Source organism: Nocardioides sp. NPDC047086 (assembly GCF_040643685.1).
In the GTDB taxonomy this organism is placed as follows: Bacteria; Actinomycetota; Actinomycetes; order Propionibacteriales; family Nocardioidaceae; genus Nocardioides.
The window spans coordinates 39,245-63,491 of record NZ_JBEYUV010000030.1 but is presented as its reverse complement, the minus strand read 5'-3'; the positions used below and the strand labels follow the sequence as shown (position 1 = coordinate 63,491).

Genomic DNA, 24,247 nt, shown 5'->3' with positions numbered 1-24,247 from the left:
TGGCGTCCAGCGTGAAGCGAAGACGAAAGGAACGACATGGGTAAGTGCGCCACGTGCGGCAACGACTACGACGAGAGCTTCGAGGTGACGACGGCTTCGGGCGAGCACCACGTCTTCGACTCGATCGAGTGTGCCGTGGCGGTGATCGCGCCCGTGTGCGTCAACTGCGGGGCCCGCATCCTCGGGCACGGGGTGCAGAACGAGCAGCACATGTTCTGCTGCGCCCACTGTGCCCATGCGTTCGGTGTCACGGGCGTGAGCGACCGGGTCGCCAGCGGCTCCTGAGGCGACGCGCTCTCACCCGGCTCCGGGTCCGGGTCGGGTGAGTCAGCGGCGTTCTGCGAACCGCAGGGCGCTGTGATGCTCGTGGGCCAGGCGACGCAGGCAGAGCAGGAACTCCCCGAGGACGACCTGCCCCAGGACCATCTGCTCCATCATCGCCTCGCGGTCCTGGGTGTCGTCGATCTGATCGAGCTCGTACGCAGCGATCGCATCGACGAGGGGGAGGTAGGTCGCCGCGCCCTCGGGGTCGGTGGGCAGACCGCTGTCGAGGATCACCCCGATGATGCCGGCGAGGTGGTCACGCTCGGGGGCATCGGCCCTGACCTCGGTCCATCCCGCCTGGGCGAGGATCCGGTCGGCGAGGTCGCGGGTGTGATCGCCGCCGGCCGTGGGCACGGTCGTCTCGATGCGGAGCGCGTCGCAGGCCTTGCCGAACATGTCGTGCACCGAGGCGGTGCGGTCCTGGGTCGCGTCGACGAGCGCCTTGAGCGCGCCGACGGGCACGGCACCGACATCGCGCAGCACGCGGAGCAGGCGCAGGCGGCGTACGTGCTGGTCGTCGTAGTCGGCCAGGCGCTCGGAGAGCTTTCTGCCGGGGGAGAGGAGACCCTCGCGTACGTAGTACTTGATCGTCGCGACGCTCACGCCGGTCGAGTCTGCTAGCTCGGAGATCCGCATCGTTCCTCCGCGAACTGGTTGACAGCGGTGCTGGATAGGAGCACTATCTTAGACTAGATACTGTCGCTATCCAGCCAGGAGGACGGGGATGTCCAAGATCGCCCGGGGCTATCGAGAGGCCCCTGAGAACGTTCCGGACGGCGTCACGCCCGGGCACAGCGTCGCGGACGTCGGCACCGAGGAGGTCGTCGTGTTCCTGATCGGGATGCGCATCCACCGCTGGCACAAGGTGCGTAGCTGGTTCCCGGCGTTCGTCGGGATGCCGCGGATGCTTGCGGAGCTAGCCCGGAACCCGGAGCTGGGGATGCTCGCTGCGCGCAGCTACTGGTCGGGAAGGGTGCTGCTGACGGTGCAGTACTGGCGCCGCGTCGAGGATCTAGGGCGGTTCGCCAAGGACCCGTCCCGCACGCACGCTCCCGCCTGGGCCGCCTTCAACCGGCACGCTGCCTCGACCGGCGACGTCGGGATCTGGCACGAGACCTATCGGGTCCCCGCCGACCAGGTCGAGACGCTCTACGGCAACATGCCGGCCTTCGGTCTCGGTGCCGCCCTCGGCGTCGTCGAGCGGTCCGCCGGGCGTCGGAACAGGACCCACGAGCGGATGGGCTCCACCCGCCCGGAGTACGTCGAGGTGACCCCTACAGCGCCGTGACGGTCTCGCTGGGCGAGAGTGCCCGGGTGGGCGCGCCGCGCAGCAGTACGAGGGAGAGCAGGGCGGCGATCCCGGCGCAGACCGCGGCGCCGGCGAAGACGGTGTGCTCCTGGGCGATGGCGGCGCCGATGAGCAGGTCCTGATACTCCTCGCACATGCCGCCGCCGGTGCACACCGACGACAGCGACGGCAGGTCGGCCTGGGCGGCGTAGTAGCTGCGCAGGCCGATCGTGGTCAGTGCCGAGATCCCGACCAGCATGCCGACCATGCGCGCCACGACCGTGAACGACGTGGTCAGGCCGTGCATCGACTGCTCGGTCGTGGCCAGGATCGCCGCGTTGACCGGCGCCAGGGCGAGGCCGAAGCCGAGGCCGCCGGCGACGAGCACGACGGTCGCCGACAGCGAGCGCAGCGCGTCGGCGTCCCAGCGGGCCATGAGCACGAACGCCACCGCGGCCAGCAGCATCCCGCCACCCGCGATCACGCCCGCGGGCAGTCGCCGGGTGAGGAACCCACCCGCGACCGCCCCCACCGGCAGCGCGACCAGGAACTCGAGCAGCACCAGGGCCGCCTTGAGCTGGCTGTCGCCGTAGATCGTGGTGCGGGCGAAGAGCGGCACATCGATCAGCGCCGCGACCAGCGCGGCGCCGACGAAGAACGAGATCAGCACCGAGCCCCACGCCGGCGTCCGGGCGAACGCGCCGCGGGGCACGATCGGGTCCTGCGCCCGGCGCAGGTGGAAGACGAAGCCGAGCAGCGCCAGCCCGCCGGCGACGAGGTACCAGACGCCCTGCTCGGAGAAGACCGCCACCTCGGGGTCGGCGGTCGCGAAGGCCAGGATCACCCCGGCCAGGGCGAAGGAGAGCAGCAGCGCCCCGAGGAGGTCGACCTCGGCGGTGATCCGGCCGAGCACGCGGCGTACGCCCGGCCGCAGGCCGCACTTCAGCAGGAAGGTCAGCGTGGCGATGATCGTGGCCAGGCCGAGCGGCGTGAGCCAGCGTGACGAGCCGATAGCGGGCACGTAGAGCGCACCCCAGGTCAGGTCTTGGACCAGAGCGGTCGGCTCGATCGCCAGGAGGACGAAGGCGACACCTGCGACGAGCAACAGCAGCAGGGCGATCAGGTCAGGCCGGGTGCGACCCCGGACGGCGGTGTTGTCCGAGCGGCCCAGTCGCCGGATCGCCATCGCCAGCACGACCCCGACCACGAGGTTGAGCGCGAAGATCGCCCGCCAGTCCGCGACGGCGAGGACGGCCGCTCCGATGAGCGGCCCGAGCACCGAGCCGAGCTCCTGGACCGCCGAGACCAGCCCGAGCGGAACCCCACGGCGCTCGGCAGGGTAGAGCGCCGCGACCAGCGCGAGGGTCGCCGGCACCAGCGCGCCGCCGCCCAGCCCCTGGAAGAACCTGCCGACCACCATCGCGGCCAGGTCCCACGAGAGCGCCGTCAGGAACGAGCCGAAGGCGAAGACGACCAGTCCGCCGACGAGCACCGGCAGGTGCCCGAGGAGGTCGGCGAGGCGTCCGATCAGCGGCAGCACCGCGACATAGCCCAGCAGGAACCCGGAGATCAGCGGCGCGGCCCGCTGCAGCTCCTCGATCGAGAGCCCGACGCCGGCCATCATGTCCGGCAGCGCCAGCACCACGACGTAGGTGTCCGCGGCGGCGAAGGCGACTGCGACGGCCGCCAGCCAGAGGACCGCCCTCACGGCTTGGCGATCTCCTTCTCGACGCCGTACTCGGTCACGTCGATCGTGTAGGAGTAGGCCGCCTCGCCCTCACCGCTGAAGTGGCCCGTGATGGTGGCCTCGGTGAGCTCGTCGGAGTCGTTGAGGATGTAGGTGACGTCGAAGTCGCCGCTCGCGCCGGCCAGGATCTTCTGGACCACGGCGTCCGGGAGGGTGCCGGTGTAGGTCGAGAGGATCTCGTCGTTGTTCTGGCCACCGCGCACCGACTTGCCGATCTTCACGTCCTCGGTCGCGGCGAGCAGCGAGGAGATGCCGGTCTCCGGCGCGATCAGCGCGGCCGGGTCGGGTACGCCGTAGTCGGCCGGGTCGAGCTCCTGGAACGCCGTCGTGAACGGCAGCTTCGCGTAGACGACGCCGTCCACCGAGACCACCTCGACCTGCGCCTCGGCGCCCATCACCGGCACGGTCAGCTTGCCCTGGAACGCGGGCTGGCGGGTCAGCGTCCCGGTCGCCGCCTTCAGCGTCGTGATGCCCTCGGGCAGGTCGTCGGAGGCGATCGAGAAGTTGATCCCGCTCGTCTCGTCGAGGTGCTTCTGCGCTGCCGCGAGCACCTGCTTCGGCGTACGTCCCTTGGTCGGGTCCTCGTCGCCGCAGGAGGTCATCACGAGAAGCGCGGCCAGAAGGGCGACGAGAGCGAAGGCGAGGCGTGGCAGGCTCAGTGGCATGCGGCTCAGAATGCCACGCCCCGCAACCCTCGTGCTGCCCAGGTGGCCTCATCGGTGAACCGGACGCGGAGTCTCCAGGCATCGCCGGATGGTGGTGACGATGCTGCCGGCGGTGAAGAGATCGTCATCCGGGGATTCGCCCCCACGTACGTCCCGGATCTGGTCGACGAGCGCCGCCAGGGCATCCTGGGCGACCGCCTTGGCCTCCGGGTCGGCGATGTGCCGGTCTCCGGACTCCACCAGATCCGCGAGCGCAAGCAGAGCCCGCGCCGTGGCCGGACGCAGCTCCGGGCCCAGACCGACCTGATCGTTCCCCTCCCGTTCCTCCTCTTCCAGGAGCTGGGTGAGCTCCTCGACCAGGAGGCAGACCCGCTCGAGGCTCGCTGCCTGCTCGAGCTGTCTTTCCAAGCGGTATCGGTAGCTTTCCCGCCGCATGTTGGCGCGGGAGGCATCGAGGACGAGCTGTCTCGCGGCACGCATCCTCTGCAGGGCCGGCTCCAGCTGTGCCAGGAAGTCGCTCCATTGATTCTCCGTCGGTGGCTTGTCTCGTTGCAGAGCATGCGCCAGCCGCCGTAGCTGGCCGAGCACCTTCCGACGGACAGCGCCTGTCGCCCGCTCCGCTGGCGCGAGCGGCAGCTGCGGGAAGAGCATCGACATCAGGACCCCGATCCCGGCCCCGATCAGGGTGAGGCCGCCGAAGGCACTCACGAACGCCACGGGATCGCCGGTTCCGATGATGAGCACGAACAGGGCTGCTGTCGGGACCCAGTGACCCGTGTCGTCGAGCCAGCTCCAGGTTCCCGCGATCGTTCCCAACCCGATCACCAGCGCCACCGTCGCGGGCTCGGGCGCGCGGACCGCCCCGATGGCCAGCGCGATGGCGGAGCCCAGCCAGATGCTGACGATGCTCTGGACGGACTTGCGAACCGAGCCCAGCACGGTCGAGGACATCGCCACCACGGCCCCGAAGGGCGCGTAGTAAGGGAACTCGCCTGCCGGTCCTGGGAACACCGCACCGACCCAGAAGGCGATGGCTCCCGCGACCGCCGTCGTCAGGGCCTGACCCCACGGAAGCCGGCTGACTCGTGCGCGGAGGCGAGCCGCTCGCCCCGTGGTGGGCATGGCCGTCGTCCGGGCGCGCGTGGTCACACTCGGACGGGACATCAGCCGAAGATCCTAGGCTCGCGGCGGATGGTCCGCCCTCCGGTCGCGTTGACAACAGGCATGACCGCAGGTGTCATGGCAGGCTCTCTCCCTCGGTGGCGGAGTGACCCGGTACCCGCGATGCCGGTCGATGATCTCCTCCGCACGGAGAGTCGGCGTCTGGATCAGGCAGTGACGGCTACGTCGCGGGCCAGGATGCGGCGGGTGAGGAGGGCGAGAAGGACGGCGATGGCACCGACGAGGACGACGGCGGCGCCGAGGCCGAGACGGTGGCTGACGTGGTCCGTGGTCGTGGGGTGCTGCTGCTCGACGTCGGTCGTGCTGCGCCGACGGTCGGGATGCTCACCGAGGTACCTCGGTGAGCATCCGCTTCCCTCGGGGAACTCCGCGAGGGAAGCGCGCGTCGACCGAGTTACCTCGGTGAGCATCCACCTACCCGGCAGAGACCGGGAACGTGTGCGCGACGGGTCCGGAGACGGCGTCGACGGGCTGCTCGATCGGGATCCCCGAGCCGTCACGGCGCGGGTCGATCTCGGGCAGGTCGATGGGCGCCCCGGAGGCGGCCGCGGCGAGCGGGGGAGCGGCGCCGACCCAGGCGAAGACGATCGAGTCCTCTCCCTTGAGGTAACGGTGCGCGCGTACGCCGCCGGTGGCCCGGCCCTTGGCCGGGTACTCGCTGAACGGCGTGGTCTTCACCGATCCGGTCTCGGTCCCGGGCAGAGCGCTCGAAGACCCGGCGACGGTCACGACCGCGGCGCCCTCGGGCGCGTCGGGGGAGACGACGCCGAAGAAGACGACCTTGGACCCGTGGGCCATCCGGACGCCGGCCATCCCGCCGGCGCTGCGGCCCTGGGGACGGACCACATCGGCCGGGAAGTGGAGGAGCTGGGCGTCGGAGGTGACGAAGACCAGCGACTCGGTGCCGGTGCGCAGCTGGGCCGCGCCGACCACCTCGTCGCCGTCGGCGAGCTTGATGACCTCCCACTCGTCCTTGTTGAGCAGCACCTCGGGGTTGACCCGCTTCACGACACCGAGGCGGGTGCCGAGCGCGATGCCCGGACCGTCGGTGGCCAGCGTGGTGAGCGCCAGCGCACGCTCGTCGGACTCCAGCGAGAGCAGCGCGGAGAGCGGTAGACCGCCGGACAGGTTGGGGTCGCCGTGGGTCGGCGGCATCGCCGGCAGGTCGAGCACCCCGAGACGTACGAGACGGCCCCGGGAGGTGAGCACGCCGATCTGGCCGCGCGCGGTCGCCGGGACCACCGAGACGATGACGTCGTGGTTGGCGCGCGCCGAGCCCGTCGAGAAGGGCTCGGCGTCCGAGGAGCGGGCCAGGAGGCCGGTCGAGGACAGCAGCGCGAAGCACGGGTCGTCGGCGACCTCGAGGCTCATCGCCTCGAGCGCCGGGGTGCCGGCGGAGGCGAGCAGCACGGTGCGCCGCGGCGTACCGAACGTCTTGGCCACCTCGCCGAGCTCGTCGGAGACGACCTTCCGCAGCATCTCGTCGTCGCCGAGGATCGAGTCGAGGTACTCGATCGTCGAGCGGAGCTCGTCGCGCTCCTTCTCCAGCTCGATCTTGGAGAACTTCGTCAGCCGGCGCAGTGCCATGTCGAGGATGTACTCCGCCTGCGGCTGGCTCAGGTCGAAGACCGAGATCAGCCGCTCCTTGGCCTCGCCGGCGTTGTCGGAGGAGCGGATCAGCTGGATGACCTCGTCGATGTCGAGGATCGCGATCAGCAGCCCGTCGACGAGGTGGAGCCGGTCGGCGGCCTTGTCGCGGCGGAACTGCGAACGGCGCCGGACGACGTCGTAGCGGTGTCCGAGGAAGACCTCGAGCAGCTCCTTGAGGCCGAGCGTGCGCGGCTGCCCGTCGACGAGCGCGACGTTGTTGATGCCGAAGGAGTCCTCCAGCGGCGTCATCTTGTAGAGCTGCTCGAGGACGGCCTCGGGCACGAACCCGTTCTTGACCTCGATGACGAGGCGGGTGCCGTGCTCGCGGTCGGTGAGGTCCTTGAGGTCGGCGATGCCCTGGATCTTCTTGGACTGCACCAGCGTCTTGACACGCTCGATGATCTTCTCGGTGCCGATGTTGAACGGCAGCTCGGTGATCACGATGCCCTTGCGGCGCCCGAACGGCTCGATCCGCGTGGTCGCGCGGATCTTGAAGGAGCCACGGCCGGTCTCGTACGCATCCCGGATCCCGTCGAGGCCGACGATGGTGCCGCCGGTGGGGAGGTCGGGGCCGGGGATGAACTTCATCAGCGTGTCGAGCTCGGCGCCGGGGTGCTTGATCAGGTGGCGGGCGGCGGCGATGACCTCGACCAGGTTGTGCGGGGCCATGTTGGTGGCCATGCCGACCGCGATGCCCGTGGCGCCGTTGACCAGCAGGTTGGGGATCGCCGCGGGGAGCACGCTCGGCTCCATCTCCCGCGAGTCGTAGTTGGGCCGGAAGTCGACCGTGTCTTCCTTGATGTCATCGGTCATCGCCTGCGCCGCCGGGCCCATCCGGGCCTCGGTGTAACGCATGGCGGCGGCCGGGTCGTCACCGCCGGGGGAGCCGAAGTTGCCGTGCCCGTCGATCATCGGCAGCCGCATCGCCCACGGCTGCGCCATCCGGACCAGGGCGTCGTAGATCGCGCCGTCGCCGTGTGGGTGCAGCTTGCCCATCACCTCACCGACGATGCGGGCACACTTCACGTGGCCGCGGTCGGGACGTACGCCCATGTCGTTCATCGTGTAGAGGATCCGCCGCTGCACGGGCTTGAGACCGTCGCGGGCGTCGGGCAGTGCCCGGGAGTAGATGACGGAGTAGGAGTACTCCAGGAATGAGGACCGCATCTCGTCCCCGATGTCGGTGTCGAGGATGTGCTCCTCGAAGTCGTCGGGTACGTCCTGCTTGGTCTTGCCGCGTGCCATAAGGGGCATTGTCTCGAATCCCTGTGCGAACCCGACATCGGGCTCGCCGATCGGACCCGAATCGGTCGAGGGATCGCCCCCGCACGCCAGACGGCCCACCGGGTCTCCCCGGCGGGCCGTCGTGCTGCTGCGGTCAGCCGATCAGTCGACCTCGCTGCCAGGAAGCGCCGCGCCGGGCACCTCCTCGGGCAGGTAGATCTTCTTGTCGCCCGGGTAGGGCAGCTGCCAGTGGTGGGCGTCGTACCAGGTGAAGCGGTTCATCTGCTCGGGGTTGGCGTAGTCGGGCTCGGCCGAGCGGCTTCCCTTCGTGGTCAGCCGCTGCTTGCTCGCCCACTTCTGCCACTCCTCGGAGTAGGAGACGTACGCCTCGGGGGTGCTCCGCGTGGCCACGGCCTGCGGGCCGGTGGGCTCGTCGAGACCGCACTCGGGCGGTGTCTTGATGCCCTCGGTCAGCGAGATCCGGTTCGGGAGCGCCTTGAAGGGGGTGAGGTCCGGCTTGACCTGGAACGCGTCGAACATCGGGGTCGCCGCGGCGACCTTCTGGTTCAGCGGCTCGGCGCCGAGGATCTGCTCGATGGTGCGAACCATGTTGATCTGCGAGTAGTAGGTCGAGACCGTCTTGCCGTGGGCGGCGTACGGGCTGATCACCTGGATCGGGGCCCGGTGGCCGTCGACGTGGTCGGCGCCGTTCTGGGAGTCGTCCTGGACCACGAAGATCGCGGAGTTCTTCCAGTACTTGCTGTGCGAGATCTCCTCGACGATCCGGCCGACGGCGAGGTCACCGCTGGCCACGTTCGACCGGGACGAGACCGGGCCGCCGGTGTGGTCGTCGGAGAGCCAGATCATGTTGAGGTCGGACGGGCCGTTCTTGCGGAAGTCCTGCTTCCAGATCTCGGCGCGGTACAGATCGGGGATCTGCATGTCGAACGGCGGCGCAGTCGGCACCGTGATGTCGTTGAGCGAGGGGATCGGCGAGCCGTAGTTCCCCTTGAGCTCCGGGCTGGTCAGCTGGGCGGGGTCGCCACCCTCCTGGACCGACTTGGTCGCGCAGTAGTACTGCTGCCAGGTGCCGGACGGCTTGCCGGTGGTGTAGATGAACTCGCCGAAGTTGCGCGCCGAGTGGCCGGCGTCCTGGATCGCGGTCCACAGGAAGCCCGAGCGCTGGTGGCCCAGGACGTCTTCCTCGGTGTCGTAGCTGCGGACGTACTCGCCGGCGCTCGACTCGGTGTACTCGGGGTTGTCGCCCTGCATGATCCAGTTGTGACCCTCGGCCGAGTTGGTGCCGATGTCGTAGGTGTTGTCGTAGAGGCCGAACTGGCGAGACAGCGCATGGATGTTGGGGGTGACGTCCTCGCCGAACTGGGCGAGCGAGGGGTCGCCGTTGCCTTCCGGCTGGTCGCCGTGGATCTGGTCGTAGGTGCGGTTCTCCTTGACCAGCATGAAGACGTGCTTGATCGTCGAGGGGTCACCGATCCGCTTGGGCACCGCGACCGGCGCGGCGGCGCGGCCAGCGACGGAGTGCTTGACGTCGGAGTCGGCGCCTCCCCAGCCGTTCTGCTGGTAGACCCTGGGGGTGTAGGTGTCCTTGATCTCGGCGTCGCCGGGCAGCTCGAAGCGGGTCAGCGAGGCGGTGGTCCCGTGGGTGCCGTGACCCTTGACGACGGGGACCTCGGGGCCCTTGTTGAAGGTGATCTCCGGGCCGCGGGCATCGATGCCGCGGCGGTTCGCGACCACGATCCTGCCGTCGACCGGGAAGACGTCCTCGGGGTAGTAGTCGGTCGGGATCAGACCCACGTAGCCGACGGGGTCGAGTGCGCTCCGGCCCAGCTTGTAGACCGCGATCGCGTTCGTGCGGCCCAGGCTGACCAGCAGGCGTCCGTCCTGGACGGCGATGGCGTTGGGCTCGTAGCCCACCTTCGAGCTCTGCCAGACCCGGGTGGAGATCGTCTGGACGACCTTGTCGGTCGTCGTGTCGACGACGGAGATCGTGTCGTCGTTCGTGTTCGCGACGTAGAGGGTCTTGCCCTCCAAGTGCAGGTCGGTCGGGTGCAGGCCGACCTCGATCTGCTCGACGGGCGTGCCGGTGTCGGCGGTGTCGATGACGCTGAGCACACCGGTCGTCGAGGTGCCCTTGTGCGGATCGGCCGGCACGTCGGTGCCGTAGGAGTCGATGGTGTCCTCGCCCGGCTTGGCCTGGAGGCCACCCTCGTCGCTGACGTACAGCCTGGTGCCGACAAACCTCAGCTGGCGCGGGGCGATGCCGACGGGCCAGGTCCGACCGACCGTGCCGTCGGCCGGGTCGATCGCGACGACCTTGTTCTGACCGTTGGCCGCGGCGTAGAGCGTGGACCCGTCGGGGGAGAAGGTCATCCCGGCGGTCAGTGCCTGTTTGCCGTCGACATCGGGGAGCGCGATCTTGGTGCCGGTGCCGGGCTTGCCGTCCGCGTTCACCGGGAACCTGGTGATGCCCTTGGCGTTCGGCATGAACAGGAACTTGCCGTCGGGGGAGTAGAGCGGGCCCTCCTGGCCGACGGTGTTGTCCGAGAGCCTCGCATCGACACCGGAAGCGGTGCCGCCGCGCCAGATCAGCTCGTACGTCTGCAGGTCGAAGATCTGCAGCGAGACCGAGCGGTCGTTGGCGGTGGCCGCCAGGAACCGCCCGTCGGGGCTGACCGTCGAGCCCATGAACTTGCCGTACTCGGTCGTCAGCCGCTCACCGAGGGGCTTGAGGATCTGGTTGGACGAGATCTGCAGGCCGTCGGGGTACTCCTGGCCGACCAGGTTCTCGCCGAACCCGGCGGTCGTTCCGTACGCCACGCCGCCGGTGACCGCGAGCGCGAGACCGCTCGCGAGTGCGGCGACGGCACGGCTTCGTGACGGGAGCCGCCGAGACGGCTTCACAACGCGGTTGCGCGTGATGTTCATTCCTGTCCTTTCGCTTCAGCAAGCAGGTCGACGAGCCCGTCGAACTGCCACAACGGGTTCGGTGCGTCGCCCGTGGGGGTGCGAACCTGGAAGAACCCGTTGACTTCCTTGGGGCCGTCTCCGTCGGCGGTGAACCGGCCGTCGGGCAGCACGTCGAGCTGGTAGATCGCGTTGGCCTGCGAGGTCGCGCCCGGAAGGGTCCAGGTCACGACGCAGCGCCAGTCGGCGCCCGGGCCGGAGTCCTCCACCCGCTCCCCGCCCTTGTCGCAGGCCGCGGTGGCGTCGAGCTCGTCCTCGGTGACGGCGGGTCGGTGCAGCCGCTCGGTCTGCAGGACGTACAGGTGCGAGAAGGAGGTGGAGAGGGCCGACTCCAGCTTCTGGCGTTCGACGCCGTTGCCGACGGCGCCGGTCGCCGCGGCGATGACGCAGGCCGAGACCAGCGCCAGGGTGACCAGCGGAGCGAGGCCGACCAGCGCGAAGCGCCTCGTGTTGCCGTCGAAGGCGATGTTGGTGAAGTCGCGGCGGGTGAAGATCCGGTAGGCCAGGTACGTCGCCAGGACCGTCCAGGCCAGGCTGACCACGACCCCGATCCACATCGCCGAGAGCTGCTCGGGCTCGGTGGTCAGACCGCGGTAGGAGAGGAAGGCGTTGATCGGCAGGGCCATCCGCAGGCTCACCGGGATGGGGAGCAGCTGGATGCCTTCGAGCACCAGGGCGACGGCGACCGGCATGAGCAGCCCCAGCGGTGAGCGGCCGAGCGCCACCGAGCCCAGCAGGCCGACGGCCGAGAACGCCAGCGTCGGGGGGAGCACGCTGAGCCAGGCCAGCGTGACGGTGCGTGCCAGCGTCGCCGAGGAGAGCTGGTGTCCGTCGAGGCCGGGCAGCGGGTGGGCGCCGACCGAGAGTACGCCACCGACCACCGAGGAGACGGCCAGCGCTCCGATCAGCACCAGGGTGACGGTGAGCGCCGCGAGCGTCTTGGCCAGGAAGATCCGCCGCGGCGAGCGTACGGCGATGAGCAGGTGGCGCCAGGTGCCGAGCCGGTCCTCGGCCGCGAAGATGTCACCGGCGACGACGGAGGTGAGCAGCGGCAGCGCGAGCGTACCCATGAAGACCAGGATCGTGAGCGAGCCGGCCCAGCCGGACTGGTTCATCAGCCGGCCGTAGACGGCGTCGGCGGGCAGGGTCGTCTGCCGGCTCACCACCGCGGTGTAGATCGTCGGGGCCAGCAGGCAGGCGAGGAACACCACGCGCAGGCGCCACTGGGACAGCAGCTTCACCATCTCGAAGCGGTAGCCGCGCCGGAGGCTGACCGGCTCGGCCAGGCGTGGCCCGTCGAGGGTGGCGGTGGTCATCGGGCGATCTCCTGATCCTGGGAGCGGGTGCCGGCGTGGGTGTCGGTGTCGGCACCGGTGAGAGCGAGGAACGCGGCCTCCAGCGGAGGCACGACCGGGCCTAGCTCGCGGATGGCCGTGCCGGCGCCGACCAGGCGCCGGACCAGGTCGTCGATCGCGGACTCGTGGCCCCGTACGACCAGGGCGGCCTGGTCACCGACCGCCTTGCGGCCCGTGACGAGGGTGAGGCCCGTCTCATCCTCGGCGATCCTGCGGGCCTCGGTCGGGTCGCTGGTGACCAGGCGGTAGTCGAGCTCGCCGCTCTCGGCCTCGAGCTTGGAGACCGGGCCGGAGAACACCACCCGGCCGGTGGACAGCAGGGTCACCTCGTCGCACAGCGCGGCCAGGTCGTCCATGCGATGGCTCGACAGGACGACCGTGGCGCCCGAGTCGGCGAGGTCGGTGAGGACCTGGTGGACCAGACGCTTGCCGACGGGGTCCAGGCCGTTGGCCGGCTCGTCGAGGATCAGCAGCTGCGGCCTGCCGAGCAGGGCTGCGGCGAGGCCGAGGCGCTGGCGCATGCCGAGGGAGAAGCCGCGTACGTTGTCGTCGGCGACCTCGCCGAGACCGACGCGGTCCAGCAGGTCGTCGATGCCCGAGGCGCCGTACCGCTCGCCGCGCAGCGATGCCAGCGAGGTGAGGTTCTGACGGGCGGTGAGACCGGGGTAGGAGCCGGGGGAGTCGACGAAACCGGCGACCCCGTGGGCGACCGAGAGGACGTCCCCGCTGGTCACCCCGAGAATGTCGAGCGTCCCCCTGTCGGCCACCGACAGGCCGAGCAGCAGACCGAGCAGCGTGGTCTTTCCCGCCCCGTTGGGGCCGACCAGACCGTGGATCTGTCCCGTCGGCACATCGAGATCCACGTCCTCGAGGGCGATGACGTCGCCGAAGATCTTGGTGAGGCTGCGCGCCCGCACGGCGGCACGAGATGGCATCGGGGCTCCCTGAGACGACAAGACCACGCGCCGCGTGTGCGGAGCGTCTGAGCATTTCCCGAGGCGTCGAAGCTATGAGGGGCGGGTGACATGGTCGCCCGAGTTGGGCGAACGGTCAGGAAATGAGGGGTGGCAGCTGGCGTGCCCCTTCCGTACGCCGCACTTCCGCGTACATTGGCTGTATAGGTCAATCCGTCCAGGAGTCACCGGTTCAACGCACATGGAGGTGCTTGGAGATGGCTGTCACCCAGATCGAGCTCGACAACGAGCTGCTCGCGGAGATCCAGCGGATCTCCGGCGCGACCACGCCCCAGGAGGCGGTGGAGTTCGCCGTGCGTGAACTCGTCATCCGCAACCATGAGGGCGACGCTCCCAAGCACGCCCAGAAGTTGGCGCGGAACTGGGACTACGACGGCTGGCGCGTGCTCAACGAGCGCGACCGCGCCAACGTCGTACGCCACTGACGGCGGCTGCTGCGCGCGAGACGCTGGCCTCTCCCGCTAGATTTCTCTCGTGACCGCGCAGCAGACCCCGCCGTACCCCTCCCACTGGGAGGCGGACGTGCTGCTGCGCGACGGGCGGACGGCCCACATCCGGCCGATCCGCTCGGCGGACAAGGACCTGCTGGTCGACTTCTACGACCACCGGGTCAGCGACGAGTCGAAGTACTACCGGTTCTTCTCGCCGATGCCGCACCTGTCCGCACGCGACGTCGCGCGCTTCACCGAGGTCGACCACAAGGACCGGGTCGCCTTCATCCTCACGCTCAGAGGCCGGATGATCGCGGTCGGGCGCTACGACGTGGTCAGGCCCGGGGAGGCCGAGGTCGCCTTCCTCGTCGAGGACGACTACCAGGGCCGCGGGATCGCGCAGATCCTGCTCGAGCACCTCGCCCAGGCGGGGCGTGAGCGCGGGGTCACCAAGTTCACCGCCGACGTGCTCCCCGACAACGCGCGGATGATCCAGACCTTCCGCGACGCGGGCTACAAGGTGGCCAGCGTCTACGAGGACGGTGTCATCTCGTTGCAGTTCGGGATCGACGTCACCGACACCGCGGTCGGCCGGCTCGCCCTGCGTGAGCACGAGGCCGAGTCCGCCTCGATCCACCGCTTCTTCAACCCGCGCTCGGTCGCGGTCATCGGCGCCAGCCGGAGGCAGGAGACCGTCGGCCAGGCGCTGGTCCGCAACCTGGTGATCGGTGACTTCACCGGCCGGGTCTACATGGTCAACCCGAGCTCCACCGCGGTCAGCGGCATGCCGGCGTACAAGAGCGTCCAGGACATCCCCGACGACGTCGATGTGGCGATCGTCGCGGTGCCCGCCGACGCCGTCCAGGACGTCGTGCTCGACTGCGCCGCCAAGGGCGTGCACGGGCTCGTGGTCATCTCCAGCGGCTTCGCCGAGACCGGTGAGGAGGGCCGCCAGCGACAGCGGCGGCTGGTCAACCTGTCCCGCTCCTACGGCCTGCGGCTGATCGGGCCCAACGCGCTCGGCGTCATCAACACCGATCCGCAGGTCAAGATCAACGCCAGCCTCGCCCCGACGATGCCGCCGCGTGGCCGCGCGGGCTTCTTCTGCCAGTCCGGCGCGCTCGGCTCGGCGATCCTGGAGAAGGTCAACAACCGGGGCCTGGGCCTGTCCACCTTCGTCAGCGCCGGAAACCGAGCCGACGTCTCCGGCAACGACCTCCTGCAGTACTGGGAGGAGGACGTCTCGACCGAGGTCGTGATGATGTACCTGGAGTCGATCGGTAACCCGCGGAAGTTCTCCCGCATCGCCCGCCGCGTCTCGCTGCGCAAGCCGATCGTCGCGGTCCGCTCGGGCCGCACCACCCAGGGCGTGCCGATGGGTCATGCGGTCCGCAAGATCAGCGCTCCGCCGGCGGCTGTCGACGCGATGTTCCGCCAGGCCGGGATCATCCAGGTCGACACCCTCGACGAGATGTTCGACGTCGCCCAGCTCCTCGCCCACCAGCCGCTCCCGCGTGGCCGGCGGGTGGCCATCGTCGGCAACTCCGACGCCCTGGGTCTGCTGGCCGCCGACGCCGCCGTCTCGGCCGGTCTCCAGGTCAACAAGCAGGTCCCGCTCCCCACCGAGCCGAGCGCCGAGGACTTCGAGGACGCGCTCGACGCAGCCATCGACGATCCCGAGGTCGACGCGGTGATCTCGGTCTACATCCCGCCGCTCAACGTCTCCGGCGAGGAGATCGCCAACGTGCTCGCCGCGGTGGGGGAGCAGTCCGACAAGCCGCTGGTCACCAGCTTCCTGGGCGCCGAGGGTGTCCCCGAGCTGCTGCGTGTCCCCGACGTGGCGGGCTCGACCGCCGGTCGCGGATCGGTGCCGTCCTACTCCTCGGTCGAGTCGGCCGTACGCGCCCTGGCCAAGGTCGTGGAGTACGCCGTGTGGCTGCGCTCCGCCGACGGCGAGACCCCGTGGCTCAGCACCGAGGAGTGCGACCCGCGCACGGCACGCAAGATCGTCACCGACGTGCTCGCCGCGCGCCCGGCGGGCGGCGATCTGAGCCGCGAGGACCTGCGCATGGTGCTGGCCGCCTACGGGATCAAGCTGTGGAACACCCACAGCGTCAGCACCCTCGAGGAGGCGATCGCCGCCGCGGAGGACCTCGGCTGGGGCGTCGTCCTCAAGGCGACCGTCGAGAGCGTCCGGGAGCGGCCCGACCAGGCCCATGTCGTACGCAACATCGACGACGTCGACGAGATGACCGAGGCCTGGGAGCTGATCACCAGCCGGATCCCGCCCGAGACCGGCGGGTTCACCGTGCAGAGGACGGCGCCCCCGGGGGTCCCGGTCGCGATCCGCTCGATGGAGGACCCGCTGTTCGGCCCCGTGGTCTCCTTCGGCATCGCCGGCCCGATCACCGAGCTGGTGGCCGACAAGGCCTACCGGATCCCGCCGCTGTCCGAGCGCGACGCCGCCTCGATGGTGCGCGAGATCAAGGCCGCGCCGATGCTCTTCGGCTACCGCGGCGGTGACATGGTCGACGTCGACGAGATCGAACGGCTCGTCCTCAGGGTCGCCCAGCTGCAGAACGACCTGCCCCAGATCTCCTCCCTCGACCTCTCGCTGGTCCTCGTCGGGCTCGAAGGATCCGCCGTCCTCACCGCCGGTGCCAGGGTCGACCTGGTCGCCGATCCGCGGTCGGACTGGTTCGTACGCCGCCTCAACCCTGCGGTGGGCGACACCCTTCCTGGCTAGGCGGCCCGTGGCGGCGCGTGGAAGGATGGGGGTCATGAGCACCCGCACAGATGATCTCGACCGCGCCGACGCCCTGCGCGCCGAGATCGACCGCACCGGCTACTACCCCGAGGTGGTGGCCGACTGTGTCGCCTCCGCCGTGGCGGGGGAGAAGGTGTCCTCCTTCTTCCTGCACCACGAGCCGACGTTCGACCGTGACGAGGTGCGCCGCCACCTCTCCGTGCTGGTGCTGACCCCGACGCGGCTGATCCTGGCCCACACCGACGAGCACGCCGGCGACGACCTGCTGCCCGAGCCCTACACCTCCACCTCGACCGAGGCGGTGCGCATCGACTCGGTCAACTCCGTGGTCGTGACCCGAATGATCACCAACCCGACCAAGGGGTCGAGCAAGCCTGCCGAGGTGGTCATGACCATCGGCTGGGGCGGCGTCAACCGGGTCGACCTGGAGCCCGCGGGCTGCTCCGATCCCAACTGCGACGCCGACCACGGCTACACCGGCGTGCTCACCCCTGACGACTTCTCGCTGCGCGTCTCGGCTGCCGCCGACGGTCACGACTCGGTCGCCCGCCTGCTCTCCTTCGCGGAATCGCTCTCGGCTCGCACCCACAACCGGTAGGACTCGGTGACCGGGTTTCTCGCCCCCGCCTACGGGGAGCGCTCACTGGGTGATGTCCTGCCGGCGGTCGCCGCTGCCATGGACGTCCCGCTGGGCACGCCCGACGGGCGACTCGGTCTCGAGCTGCCCTCGGCGGCTGCGTACGTCGTCTTCCTGGTCGACGGGATGGGCACCAACCTGCTGCGGCGCTATGCGCACGCGGCTCCGTTCCTGTCCTCGCTGAGCGAGGACCAGGCGCCCGGCACGGCCGGGGTGCCGTCGACGACGGCGACGAGCCTGACCTCGTTCGGCACCGGGCTGACGCCGGGCGGGCACGGGCTGGTCGGCTACACCTCCCGGATCCCCGGCACCGAGCACCTGCTCAACGCGTTGCAGTGGCGCAAGGACGTCGACCCGGTCGAGTGGCAGCCCAACCAGACCGTCTTCCAGCGGCTGGGCGAGGCCGGGGTGCCGGTCACCGTGATCAACAAGCGGGCCTTCGGCGGCTCCGGGTTGACCATCGCTGCCCACCGGGGCGCCGAGTTCGTCGGCGCCGACCGGGTCGGCGAACGGATCGCCTCGGCGGTCGCGCTCTCGCGGGTGCCGGGGTCGCTGACCTACCTCTACGACGGCGACCTCGACTGGACCGGCCACAAGTACGGCGTCGCCTCCTCGCCGTGGCTGCAGCAGCTCTCGATGATCGACGCCGAGGCCGAGCAGCTGCGTGACGCCCTGGACCCGTCTGTACGCCTGCTGGTGCTCGCCGACCACGGCATGGTCGACTCGCCGGCCACCTCCCGCACCGACATCGACGACTTCCCCGAGCTGCGCCACGGTGTCGCCCTGGTCGGTGGCGAGGCCCGCTTCCGGCATCTCTACTGCTCGCGCGGCGCGGTCGAGGACGTGGTCGCGACCTGGTCGGAGACGCTGGGGGACAAGGCCGAGGTGATGACCCGGGAGACCGCGATACGGCGCGGCTGGTTCGGACCGGTCACCCCGTCGGTGCTGCCGCGGCTCGGCGACGTCATCGTCGCCTCCCACGGCGAGCACGCGGTGGTCTCGACGAGCCTGTTCAACTACGAGACGACGTTGGTCGGGCTGCACGGATCACTGACGCCCGACGAGATGCTCATCCCGCTGCTGGTCTCCTAGGGGAATGAACCTCGCCTCTAATGGTTACAACCTGCGTATCCATTAGTGACACGTAGGTGTCCGGCGGAAGGGTTTGTCATGGGTCAGCACAGGGTCGAGGTCCGGCGATGACCAGGCACTACGGGGAGGTCGCGTTCACGCCGCTGGTGGCGGAGCATCAGGCGATCCACGGGAGCGCCGCCGCGTACGCACGCATGATCGAGGGCGAGAGCGTGCCGGACCGGATCGGCAGGGGAGAGGCCACGTTCATCACCTCGCGGGACAGCTTCTTCCTGGCCACGGTCAGCGAGACGCGGTGGCCCTACATCCAGCACCGCGGCGGGCCGGCCGGGTTCTTGAAGGTGATCGACGAGACCACGCTGGGGTTCGCCGACTTCCGGGGCAACCGTCAGTACATCACCCGCGGGAACCTCGACCACGAAGACCGCGTCTCGCTGTTCCTGATCGACTACCAGCTGCAGGCCAGGATGAAGATCTTCGGTCGCGCACGGGTCGTCGAGCCCGACGACGATCCCGAGCTGGTCGCCTCGCTCGCTCCGGTCGGCCATCCCGCGCGGGTCGAGCGCGGGATCCTGATCGACGTCGAGGCCTTCGACTGGAACTGCAAGCAGCACATCCCGCAGTTGGTGCCCCTGCAGGCAGCCCGGCACACCGTCGCCGAGCTGACCGAGCGCATCAGCGAGCTCGAGGCCCAGCTGGCTATCGCCCGCGGGGGCGTTGCAACGGCTGAACCCTAGACTGACCGTTAGAACGATGGAGGAGGAGACGGCTGTGGAGCTGCAGGTGCCGGTGCTGTATCCGACCCAGCCCCGGGCCGTACGCCTCATGAACACGATCTGGGCCGACCGCACGGCCGTGCACGACTCCCTGGAGAGCGTGGCGCACCTGCGGGCCTGGGCCGAGGAGGCAGGGCTCGGCCGCCACCAGGACCTGGACGAGCACGATCTGGGCCGGGCCCGGGCGCTGCGGGACGCCCTGCGCCGGTTGGCCGCCGAGGTGACCGGCGACGGCCGGCCGCACAGCGTCTCGGAGGGGCTCAGCACCGACGCGGCGCTCTCGGTGCTCAACGAGTTCGCGTCCCACTGCGCGCCGGCCCTGCGTCATGGCCCGCAGGGCGGCTTCGTACGCCACTGGCTCTCCGACGGATCCGGTCTGCAGCGGGAGCTGAACCTGGTCGCGCTGGAAGGCTCCGAGGTGTTGGCTCAGGACGCGCCCCAGGAGCTGAAGGCGTGCGGCGGCCCCGGCTGCGTCCTCTACTTCGTCCGCGACCACCCGCGTCGTGAGTGGTGCTCCGAGGGCTGCGGCAACCGGGCACGGGTCGCGCGCCACTACCGACGGAATCGGTCCGGCCACGAGGGTCCTGCCACGGGCCGGGGCGCAGCCCACTAGGCTTCCGCGAGTGGCTGAGCTGACCTTCTGGACCGGGACGATGGACGCGGGGAAGTCGACCCTCGCGCTGCAGACCAACCACAATCACGCTGCACGCGGCAGAGTGGGGCTGATCTTCACCGCTCACGACCGCTCCGGCGAGGCGGTAGTCACTTCGCGGCTGGGCCTGACCCACGACGCGATCGAGGTCACCGACGACTTCGACTTCTGGCGCCACGCCGTCGACGCGCTGACCCACGGCGCCCGGATCGACTACCTCATCTGTGACGAAGCGCAGTTCTACACACCCGAGCAGATCGAGGCGCTGGCCAAGATCACCGACGAGCTGCAGATCGACGTCTTCTGCTTCGGCATCCTCACCGACTTCCGCACCCGGCTCTTCCCCGGCGCCGCCCGTCTGGTCGAGCTCGCCGACCGTACGGAGGTGCTGCAGGTCGAGGCGCTGTGCTGGTGCGGCAAGCGCGCCACCCACAACGCCCGGGTCGAGGACGGCGTCATGGTCACCGAGGGCGACCAGGTCCTCGTGGGCGACACCGACGAGGCCCCCAGCGCGGTCTCCTACGAGGTCCTCTGCCGCCAGCACCACCGGCGCCGTCTGACCGCGGCCCGGGCCCAGTCGGTCTCCCTGGTGCCCGAGCCGCTGCCGTTCGGCTGATCGTTCCGCTGGTCGAGCCGCGAGGCCGCCTGCGGCCGAGCGTGTCGAGACCAACACGGTCCCGTCGGTGCTCGATAGGACTGTGTTGGTCTCGACACCGCTCGCTGGCGCTCGCGGGCTCGACCAGCGGTGGCGGTGGTGGGCTCGACCGGCGGTGGCGGTGGTGGGCTCGACCAGCGGTGGCCTCGCGGTTCGACCAGCGGGGTCAGTGGTTGAGCGTCGGCATGGGCACGTCGGCGTACCTGGTTCCGACGGGGGTGCCCTTGGTGTCGAGCTGGACGCCGGGACGGCCGTTCTCGACGACGTAGGTCGCGCGGGTGGAGATCGGGGCGCCCGGGCGCTGGACGTACGGCACCACCCGGAAGTCGCTGGAGAGCACCTCGGGCGTGACCGTGACGCGGACGTAGCCGCGCTGGCTGTTGAAGAACTTCAGGTGGTCGTTGGCGCGGAGCAGGCTCTCGCCGCCGGTGGTCATGTCGGCGCCGTCGCCGCCGCTGGCGATGGAGGTGCCGACGAACTCGCTGCCGACGACGGCCGACTCGGGGTCGTCGTAGTCGGCCAGCAGGTTGCTGGCGTAGTTGTGGTGCCGGTCGCCGGTGATGACGACCAGGTTCTCGACGCCGCTGGTGCGGGCGCCCTCGAGTAGCCGGTTGCGGTTGGCGACGTAGCCGTCCCACGGGTCCATGTAGAGGGTCTTGGCCTCGGTCTCGTCGAGGTCGGTCTCGGCCATCGGTGCCTGGTTGGCGAGCACCTGCCAGCGGGCGGTGGACTGCCGCCAGCTGCGCTGGAGCCACCGCTCCTGCTCGAAGCCCATCATCGAGCGTGACGGGTCATAGATGTCCGGCGTCAGCTCCGGGCTCGCCGGGTCGCTGCCGTCACCGTAGGCCTGGTCGTCGCGGTACTGGCGGGTGTCGAGCACGTTGAAGTCGACCAGGTCGCCGTAGCGCAGGCTCCGGTAGATCTGCATGTCCGGGCCGTCCGGCAGCGAGCCGGCCCGGAACGGCAGGTGCTCGTAGTAGGCCTGGAAGGCAGCCGTACGCCGCGGCATCCACAGCGCGCCCTGGGACTGGCTGCGCTCCTCGGGGGTCTCGTCGGCCCAGTTGTTCTCGACCTCGTGGTCGTCGGGTGCGACCACGAACGCGTGGGACTGGTGGGCGGCCATCAGGTCCGGGTCGGACTTGTAGAGGCCGTACTGCAGGCGGTAGCGCGCAAGGTCGAGCGTCTCGCCGGCCACGGCGGGGGAGACCTGGGTGTTGCGCCAGTTGTTCTCGGGCGTGACGCCGGACTCGTACAGGTAGTCGCCCAGGTGGAAGACGACGTCGACGTCCTCGTCCGCCAGGTGCCGGTAGGCGGTGTAGAAGCCGTGGCTGTAGAGCGCGCAGGAGGCGAAGGCGAAGCTCATCCGCGAGAGCGAGGAGCCGTACGCAGGGGCGGTCCGGGTGTGGCCGGTCTGGCTGACCTCGCCGGCGGCCAGGAAGCGGTACCAGTAGTCGCGACCGGGACGCAGGCCCCAGACCTCGGGGTGGACCGAGTGGCCGAAGTTCGGGGTGGCCGTCACGGTGCCGGACTTCACCACCTTGCGGAAGAGCGGGTCCTCGGCGATCTGCCAGCGGACCTTGACCGGCTCCTGCGGCATGCCACCGAGACCGTCCGGGGCGAGCGGTTCGGGGGCGAGCCGGGTCCAGAGGACGACGGAGTTGGGGAGCGGGTCGCCGGAGGCGACGCCCAGGGTGAACGGGTAGCCGGAGAGCGTCGTGGCGCCCTTGACGGATACCGCGTCGGCGGGAATGGCACCGGTGCCGAGCAGCATGGCGGCGGATGCGGCGAAGCCGGTGGTGGCTGTGGTGGAGAGGAGGGAGCGTCGGCTCAGCGAGTCGGGCAGGGGCATCGGGGGCCTCCGAGAAGGGTGGAAGTGCTTGCCTCCACTCACTTCATCGGGGGCGCGTGAACTGCGCCCGACCCGCTACCGACTCTGTCGGGTCGGGTCGCCGACGTAACACGAACCGGCCGATGGCCGGTCCGTGAACGGGTTCACACCAGTCGGTTCACTCCGACTTGCCGCCACCGAACATGATCTCGTCCCAGCTCGGGACCGAGGCGCGCTTGCGCCGCGCGGACGACTTCTTGGCGGGCTTCGGCTGAGCCTCTTCGGGCTGCTCGGACTCGGCAGGAGCCTCGGCGGCCGCGGGCTCGACGACCGTCGGCTCGAGCTCGGGTTCGGCGGGGACCGGCGCCTGCTTGTCGGTCGGGGCCTCGTCGCCCAGGAACGCCTCGAGCGGGGTGTCGACGTCGACCTGTGCGGTCTTGGCCGGCCTGGCCTCCTTGACCGGCTTGGCGGCCGGGGGAGGAGTGGCCGGAGCGGGCGCCGTCGGGGCCCGAGCGGCCGGGCTCGACGGGGTCGAGCTCTGGGCGCGGCGCCGCCGGGCGGCGAGCATGTCGTCGGTGATCGGCTCCGGCTCGGGCGCCGGGGCCTCGAGCTTCTCGCCGGTCAGCCAGCGGGCGTCGTCGTTGTCGAGCTCGACGAAGTTGCCGGGGGCGTCGTAGGTCAGCTCGGCGATGCCGGAGCGCTCGGGCGTCTCGTACTCACCGGTGAGCTTCCAGCGCCCGTCGGGACGCCGGTAGGAGTCCCAGTTGACCGACTCGGGGTCGACGTACATCGTCTGGAAGTGGGCGCTGACCGCCTCGCCCAGGGTGCGGGCGGTGCTGGCGGCCTCACCGGGCCGACGGCGCACGGAAGCCTGCTGGGCGCGCTGTGCCATGTGCTCGCGCTCGGCGAGGACGGGACCGGCGAAGGCCAAGATCTTCTCGACCGTGGTGCCGGCGACAGCGGCGACCTCCTCGGCACTCTCGCCCGAACGGATACGGGTCTGAATGTCACGGGGCCGCAGGCTGCTGCTCGGGGTCTTGTTCACGGTTTGCTCCGATCGGCGGGTCGACACAGCCTCGAGTGCTGCACGGAGACGGTCGTCGATGTCGGCGGTGTATTCACGGTCCTCGTCATCGACGAGAAGCATGCGTAAACCATCGTCACTGACCGAGATGAGCCGCAGAAGGACGGGTCCAGCCTCATCCGGTGCCTGCTCTTCGAGCTGGCCCGGAGTCAGGGGCAATCCTTCGGCTGACATCCTCTTCTCAATTCTAGATACGGTTGTGACGACCCTACGCCACAGACCTGCATCGTATTGGGTGCCCGTGCGGCGTGGTCGTGGCATTTGGGGTTTTTGGGGCGAACGAGGCGACCATTTGGCGGTGGAACAGACGCTGACCCTCCTCGTGCTCGACCTGGTCGGGTGCTTCGTCTTCGCGCTCTCCGGCGGCCTGATGGCGGTCCGCAAGGAGCTCGACATCTTCGGCGTGATCGTGCTCGCCTGCGTCACCGGCCTCGGCGGCGGCTTCCTGCGGGACATGGCCATCGGCGCGACGCCGGTCGCCGCGCTCTCCGACTGGCGCTATCTCGTGGTGCCGATGGCGGCCGGTCTGCTGACCTTCTACTTCCATCCCGCGCTGGGCCGGCTCGGGCCGATGATCAACGTCTTCGACGCCCTGGGTCTGGGGCTGTTCGTCATCGCCGGCGCCGTCAAGGCGCTCGACTTCGGGCTCTCCCCGCTCGCTGCCGCGATCATGGGGCTGGCCACCGGCGTGGGCGGCGGGGTGATCCGCGACGTGCTCGCCGGTCAGGTGCCGATCATCCTGCGCCGCAGCGTGTTCTACGCCATCCCCGCCTTCGCCGGTGCGGCGATCGTGGCCTTCGGTCTGTTCCTCACGCTGCCGCAGTCGCTGGTGATGACCGCCGCCTTCCTCGTCTGCGCCGGCTGGCGGCTGATGGCGATGTGGCGCCACTGGGAGGCTCCGCTCCCGCGCGGCTCCGCGTCGGTCTGAACC

At 70.0% G+C, this 24,247-nt stretch carries 21 protein-coding genes; 10 read left to right on the top strand and 11 right to left on the bottom strand.

Annotated elements, in window-relative coordinates; genetic code table 11:
- Nucleotides 1-36: 36 nt before the first annotated feature.
- Nucleotides 37-285 (top strand): hypothetical protein, encoded by a 249-nt coding sequence (locus ABZ796_RS20345; protein WP_357339320.1) that lies wholly within the window; start codon nucleotides 37-39, stop codon nucleotides 283-285.
- A gap of 42 nt (nucleotides 286-327) precedes the next feature.
- On the opposite strand, the gene ABZ796_RS20340 is transcribed toward ABZ796_RS20345, so the two are convergent.
- Entirely contained in the window at nucleotides 328-960 is a 633-nt protein-coding gene (locus ABZ796_RS20340) for a MerR family transcriptional regulator (protein ID WP_357339318.1), read from the bottom strand.
- Between the two features lie 88 nt (nucleotides 961-1,048).
- Here ABZ796_RS20340 and ABZ796_RS20335 point away from each other — a divergent pair, with 88 nt between their 5' ends.
- The gene (locus ABZ796_RS20335) at nucleotides 1,049-1,612 is read left to right on the top strand and encodes a DUF4188 domain-containing protein (RefSeq protein ID WP_357339316.1); all 564 of its coding nucleotides are present in this window, start codon (nucleotides 1,049-1,051) and stop codon (nucleotides 1,610-1,612) included.
- On the opposite strand, the gene ABZ796_RS20330 is transcribed toward ABZ796_RS20335, so the two are convergent.
- The 8 genes from ABZ796_RS20330 to ABZ796_RS20295 all read right to left on the bottom strand — a co-directional run bounded on the left by ABZ796_RS20330 (nucleotide 1,599) and on the right by ABZ796_RS20295 (nucleotide 13,355).
- A complete protein-coding gene (locus ABZ796_RS20330; protein WP_357339315.1) occupies nucleotides 1,599-3,320 on the bottom strand; it encodes an MFS transporter in 1,722 nt (573 codons plus the stop codon). The genes ABZ796_RS20335 and ABZ796_RS20330 overlap by 14 nt on opposite strands.
- Nucleotides 3,317-4,024 carry an LppX_LprAFG lipoprotein gene (locus tag ABZ796_RS20325; protein WP_357339313.1) on the bottom strand — a complete coding sequence of 236 codons (708 nt, stop codon included), beginning with the start codon at nucleotides 4,022-4,024 and terminating at the stop codon, nucleotides 3,317-3,319. The genes ABZ796_RS20330 and ABZ796_RS20325 overlap by 4 nt, the downstream gene beginning before the upstream one ends.
- A 48-nt stretch (nucleotides 4,025-4,072) precedes the next feature.
- Nucleotides 4,073-5,188: a hypothetical protein gene (locus ABZ796_RS20320; RefSeq protein ID WP_357339311.1), complete on the bottom strand. Its 1,116-nt coding sequence runs from the start codon at nucleotides 5,186-5,188 to the stop codon at nucleotides 4,073-4,075.
- A 164-nt stretch (nucleotides 5,189-5,352) separates the two neighbouring features.
- Nucleotides 5,353-5,616, bottom strand: a complete 264-nt coding sequence (locus ABZ796_RS20315; protein ID WP_357339309.1) for a hypothetical protein — start codon at nucleotides 5,614-5,616, stop codon at nucleotides 5,353-5,355.
- A 4-nt stretch (nucleotides 5,617-5,620) separates the two neighbouring features.
- Entirely contained in the window at nucleotides 5,621-8,101 is a 2,481-nt protein-coding gene (locus tag ABZ796_RS20310) for a DNA topoisomerase IV subunit A (RefSeq protein ID WP_357339307.1), read from the bottom strand.
- Nucleotides 8,102-8,242: 141 nt separating this feature from the next.
- Nucleotides 8,243-11,026 carry an alkaline phosphatase family protein gene (locus ABZ796_RS20305; protein ID WP_357339305.1) on the bottom strand — a complete coding sequence of 928 codons (2,784 nt, stop codon included), beginning with the start codon at nucleotides 11,024-11,026 and terminating at the stop codon, nucleotides 8,243-8,245.
- Nucleotides 11,023-12,381 (bottom strand): ABC transporter permease, encoded by a 1,359-nt coding sequence (locus ABZ796_RS20300; RefSeq protein ID WP_357339304.1) that lies wholly within the window; start codon nucleotides 12,379-12,381, stop codon nucleotides 11,023-11,025. The genes ABZ796_RS20305 and ABZ796_RS20300 overlap by 4 nt, the downstream gene beginning before the upstream one ends.
- Complete coding sequence (locus ABZ796_RS20295) at nucleotides 12,378-13,355, bottom strand: ABC transporter ATP-binding protein (RefSeq protein ID WP_357339302.1); 978 nt, start codon at nucleotides 13,353-13,355, stop codon at nucleotides 12,378-12,380. Before ABZ796_RS20295 ends, ABZ796_RS20300 begins: the two co-directional genes overlap by 4 nt.
- 236 nt (nucleotides 13,356-13,591) lie before the next feature.
- Here ABZ796_RS20295 and ABZ796_RS20290 point away from each other — a divergent pair, with 236 nt between their 5' ends.
- The 7 genes from ABZ796_RS20290 (at nucleotide 13,592) to ABZ796_RS20260 (ending at nucleotide 20,365) form a co-directional block, all read left to right on the top strand.
- Nucleotides 13,592-13,819 carry a type II toxin-antitoxin system VapB family antitoxin gene (locus ABZ796_RS20290; RefSeq protein ID WP_357339301.1) on the top strand — a complete coding sequence of 76 codons (228 nt, stop codon included), beginning with the start codon at nucleotides 13,592-13,594 and terminating at the stop codon, nucleotides 13,817-13,819.
- Between the two features lie 49 nt (nucleotides 13,820-13,868).
- The gene (locus tag ABZ796_RS20285) at nucleotides 13,869-16,571 is read left to right on the top strand and encodes a GNAT family N-acetyltransferase (RefSeq protein ID WP_357339300.1); all 2,703 of its coding nucleotides are present in this window, start codon (nucleotides 13,869-13,871) and stop codon (nucleotides 16,569-16,571) included.
- A 34-nt stretch (nucleotides 16,572-16,605) separates the two neighbouring features.
- Nucleotides 16,606-17,190: a DUF5998 family protein gene (locus ABZ796_RS20280; RefSeq protein WP_357339299.1), complete on the top strand. Its 585-nt coding sequence runs from the start codon at nucleotides 16,606-16,608 to the stop codon at nucleotides 17,188-17,190.
- A gap of 6 nt (nucleotides 17,191-17,196) precedes the next feature.
- Entirely contained in the window at nucleotides 17,197-18,321 is a 1,125-nt protein-coding gene (locus ABZ796_RS20275) for a nucleotide pyrophosphatase/phosphodiesterase family protein (protein WP_357339298.1), read from the top strand.
- 107 nt (nucleotides 18,322-18,428) lie between these two features.
- Nucleotides 18,429-19,058 (top strand): pyridoxamine 5'-phosphate oxidase family protein, encoded by a 630-nt coding sequence (locus ABZ796_RS20270; protein WP_357339296.1) that lies wholly within the window; start codon nucleotides 18,429-18,431, stop codon nucleotides 19,056-19,058.
- A 16-nt stretch (nucleotides 19,059-19,074) separates the two neighbouring features.
- A complete protein-coding gene (locus ABZ796_RS20265) occupies nucleotides 19,075-19,710 on the top strand; it encodes an ABATE domain-containing protein (RefSeq protein WP_357339294.1) in 636 nt (211 codons plus the stop codon).
- Between the two features lie 10 nt (nucleotides 19,711-19,720).
- Nucleotides 19,721-20,365, top strand: coding sequence for a thymidine kinase (locus ABZ796_RS20260; RefSeq protein WP_357339292.1), 645 nt, complete (start codon nucleotides 19,721-19,723; stop codon nucleotides 20,363-20,365).
- 205 nt (nucleotides 20,366-20,570) lie between these two features.
- On the opposite strand, the gene ABZ796_RS20255 is transcribed toward ABZ796_RS20260, so the two are convergent.
- A complete protein-coding gene (locus ABZ796_RS20255) occupies nucleotides 20,571-22,253 on the bottom strand; it encodes an alkaline phosphatase D family protein (protein WP_357339290.1) in 1,683 nt (560 codons plus the stop codon).
- A 157-nt stretch (nucleotides 22,254-22,410) separates the two neighbouring features.
- Complete coding sequence (sepH, locus tag ABZ796_RS20250; RefSeq protein ID WP_357339288.1) at nucleotides 22,411-23,490, bottom strand: septation protein SepH; 1,080 nt, start codon at nucleotides 23,488-23,490, stop codon at nucleotides 22,411-22,413.
- Nucleotides 23,491-23,614: 124 nt separating this feature from the next.
- On the opposite strand from sepH, the gene ABZ796_RS20245 reads away from it, so the two are divergent.
- Entirely contained in the window at nucleotides 23,615-24,244 is a 630-nt protein-coding gene (locus ABZ796_RS20245; protein ID WP_357339286.1) for a trimeric intracellular cation channel family protein, read from the top strand.
- Nucleotides 24,245-24,247: the final 3 nt, after the last annotated feature.

Coding starts and splice junctions, on each gene's coding strand:
- ABZ796_RS20345 (WP_357339320.1), top strand. CDS start 37: ATGGGTAAGTGCGCCACGTGCGGCAACGACTACGACGAGAGCTTCGAG.
- ABZ796_RS20340 (WP_357339318.1), bottom strand. CDS start 960: ATGCGGATCTCCGAGCTAGCAGACTCGACCGGCGTGAGCGTCGCGACG.
- ABZ796_RS20335 (WP_357339316.1), top strand. CDS start 1,049: ATGTCCAAGATCGCCCGGGGCTATCGAGAGGCCCCTGAGAACGTTCCG.
- ABZ796_RS20325 (WP_357339313.1), bottom strand. CDS start 4,024: ATGCCACTGAGCCTGCCACGCCTCGCCTTCGCTCTCGTCGCCCTTCTG.
- ABZ796_RS20320 (WP_357339311.1), bottom strand. CDS start 5,188: ATGTCCCGTCCGAGTGTGACCACGCGCGCCCGGACGACGGCCATGCCC.
- ABZ796_RS20315 (WP_357339309.1), bottom strand. CDS start 5,616: ATGCTCACCGAGGTAACTCGGTCGACGCGCGCTTCCCTCGCGGAGTTC.
- ABZ796_RS20310 (WP_357339307.1), bottom strand. CDS start 8,101: ATGGCACGCGGCAAGACCAAGCAGGACGTACCCGACGACTTCGAGGAG.
- ABZ796_RS20305 (WP_357339305.1), bottom strand. CDS start 11,026: ATGAACATCACGCGCAACCGCGTTGTGAAGCCGTCTCGGCGGCTCCCG.
- ABZ796_RS20300 (WP_357339304.1), bottom strand. CDS start 12,381: ATGACCACCGCCACCCTCGACGGGCCACGCCTGGCCGAGCCGGTCAGC.
- ABZ796_RS20295 (WP_357339302.1), bottom strand. CDS start 13,355: ATGCCATCTCGTGCCGCCGTGCGGGCGCGCAGCCTCACCAAGATCTTC.
- ABZ796_RS20290 (WP_357339301.1), top strand. CDS start 13,592: ATGGCTGTCACCCAGATCGAGCTCGACAACGAGCTGCTCGCGGAGATC.
- ABZ796_RS20280 (WP_357339299.1), top strand. CDS start 16,606: ATGAGCACCCGCACAGATGATCTCGACCGCGCCGACGCCCTGCGCGCC.
- ABZ796_RS20270 (WP_357339296.1), top strand. CDS start 18,429: ATGACCAGGCACTACGGGGAGGTCGCGTTCACGCCGCTGGTGGCGGAG.
- ABZ796_RS20265 (WP_357339294.1), top strand. CDS start 19,075: ATGGAGGAGGAGACGGCTGTGGAGCTGCAGGTGCCGGTGCTGTATCCG.
- ABZ796_RS20255 (WP_357339290.1), bottom strand. CDS start 22,253: ATGCCCCTGCCCGACTCGCTGAGCCGACGCTCCCTCCTCTCCACCACA.
- sepH (WP_357339288.1), bottom strand. CDS start 23,490: ATGTCAGCCGAAGGATTGCCCCTGACTCCGGGCCAGCTCGAAGAGCAG.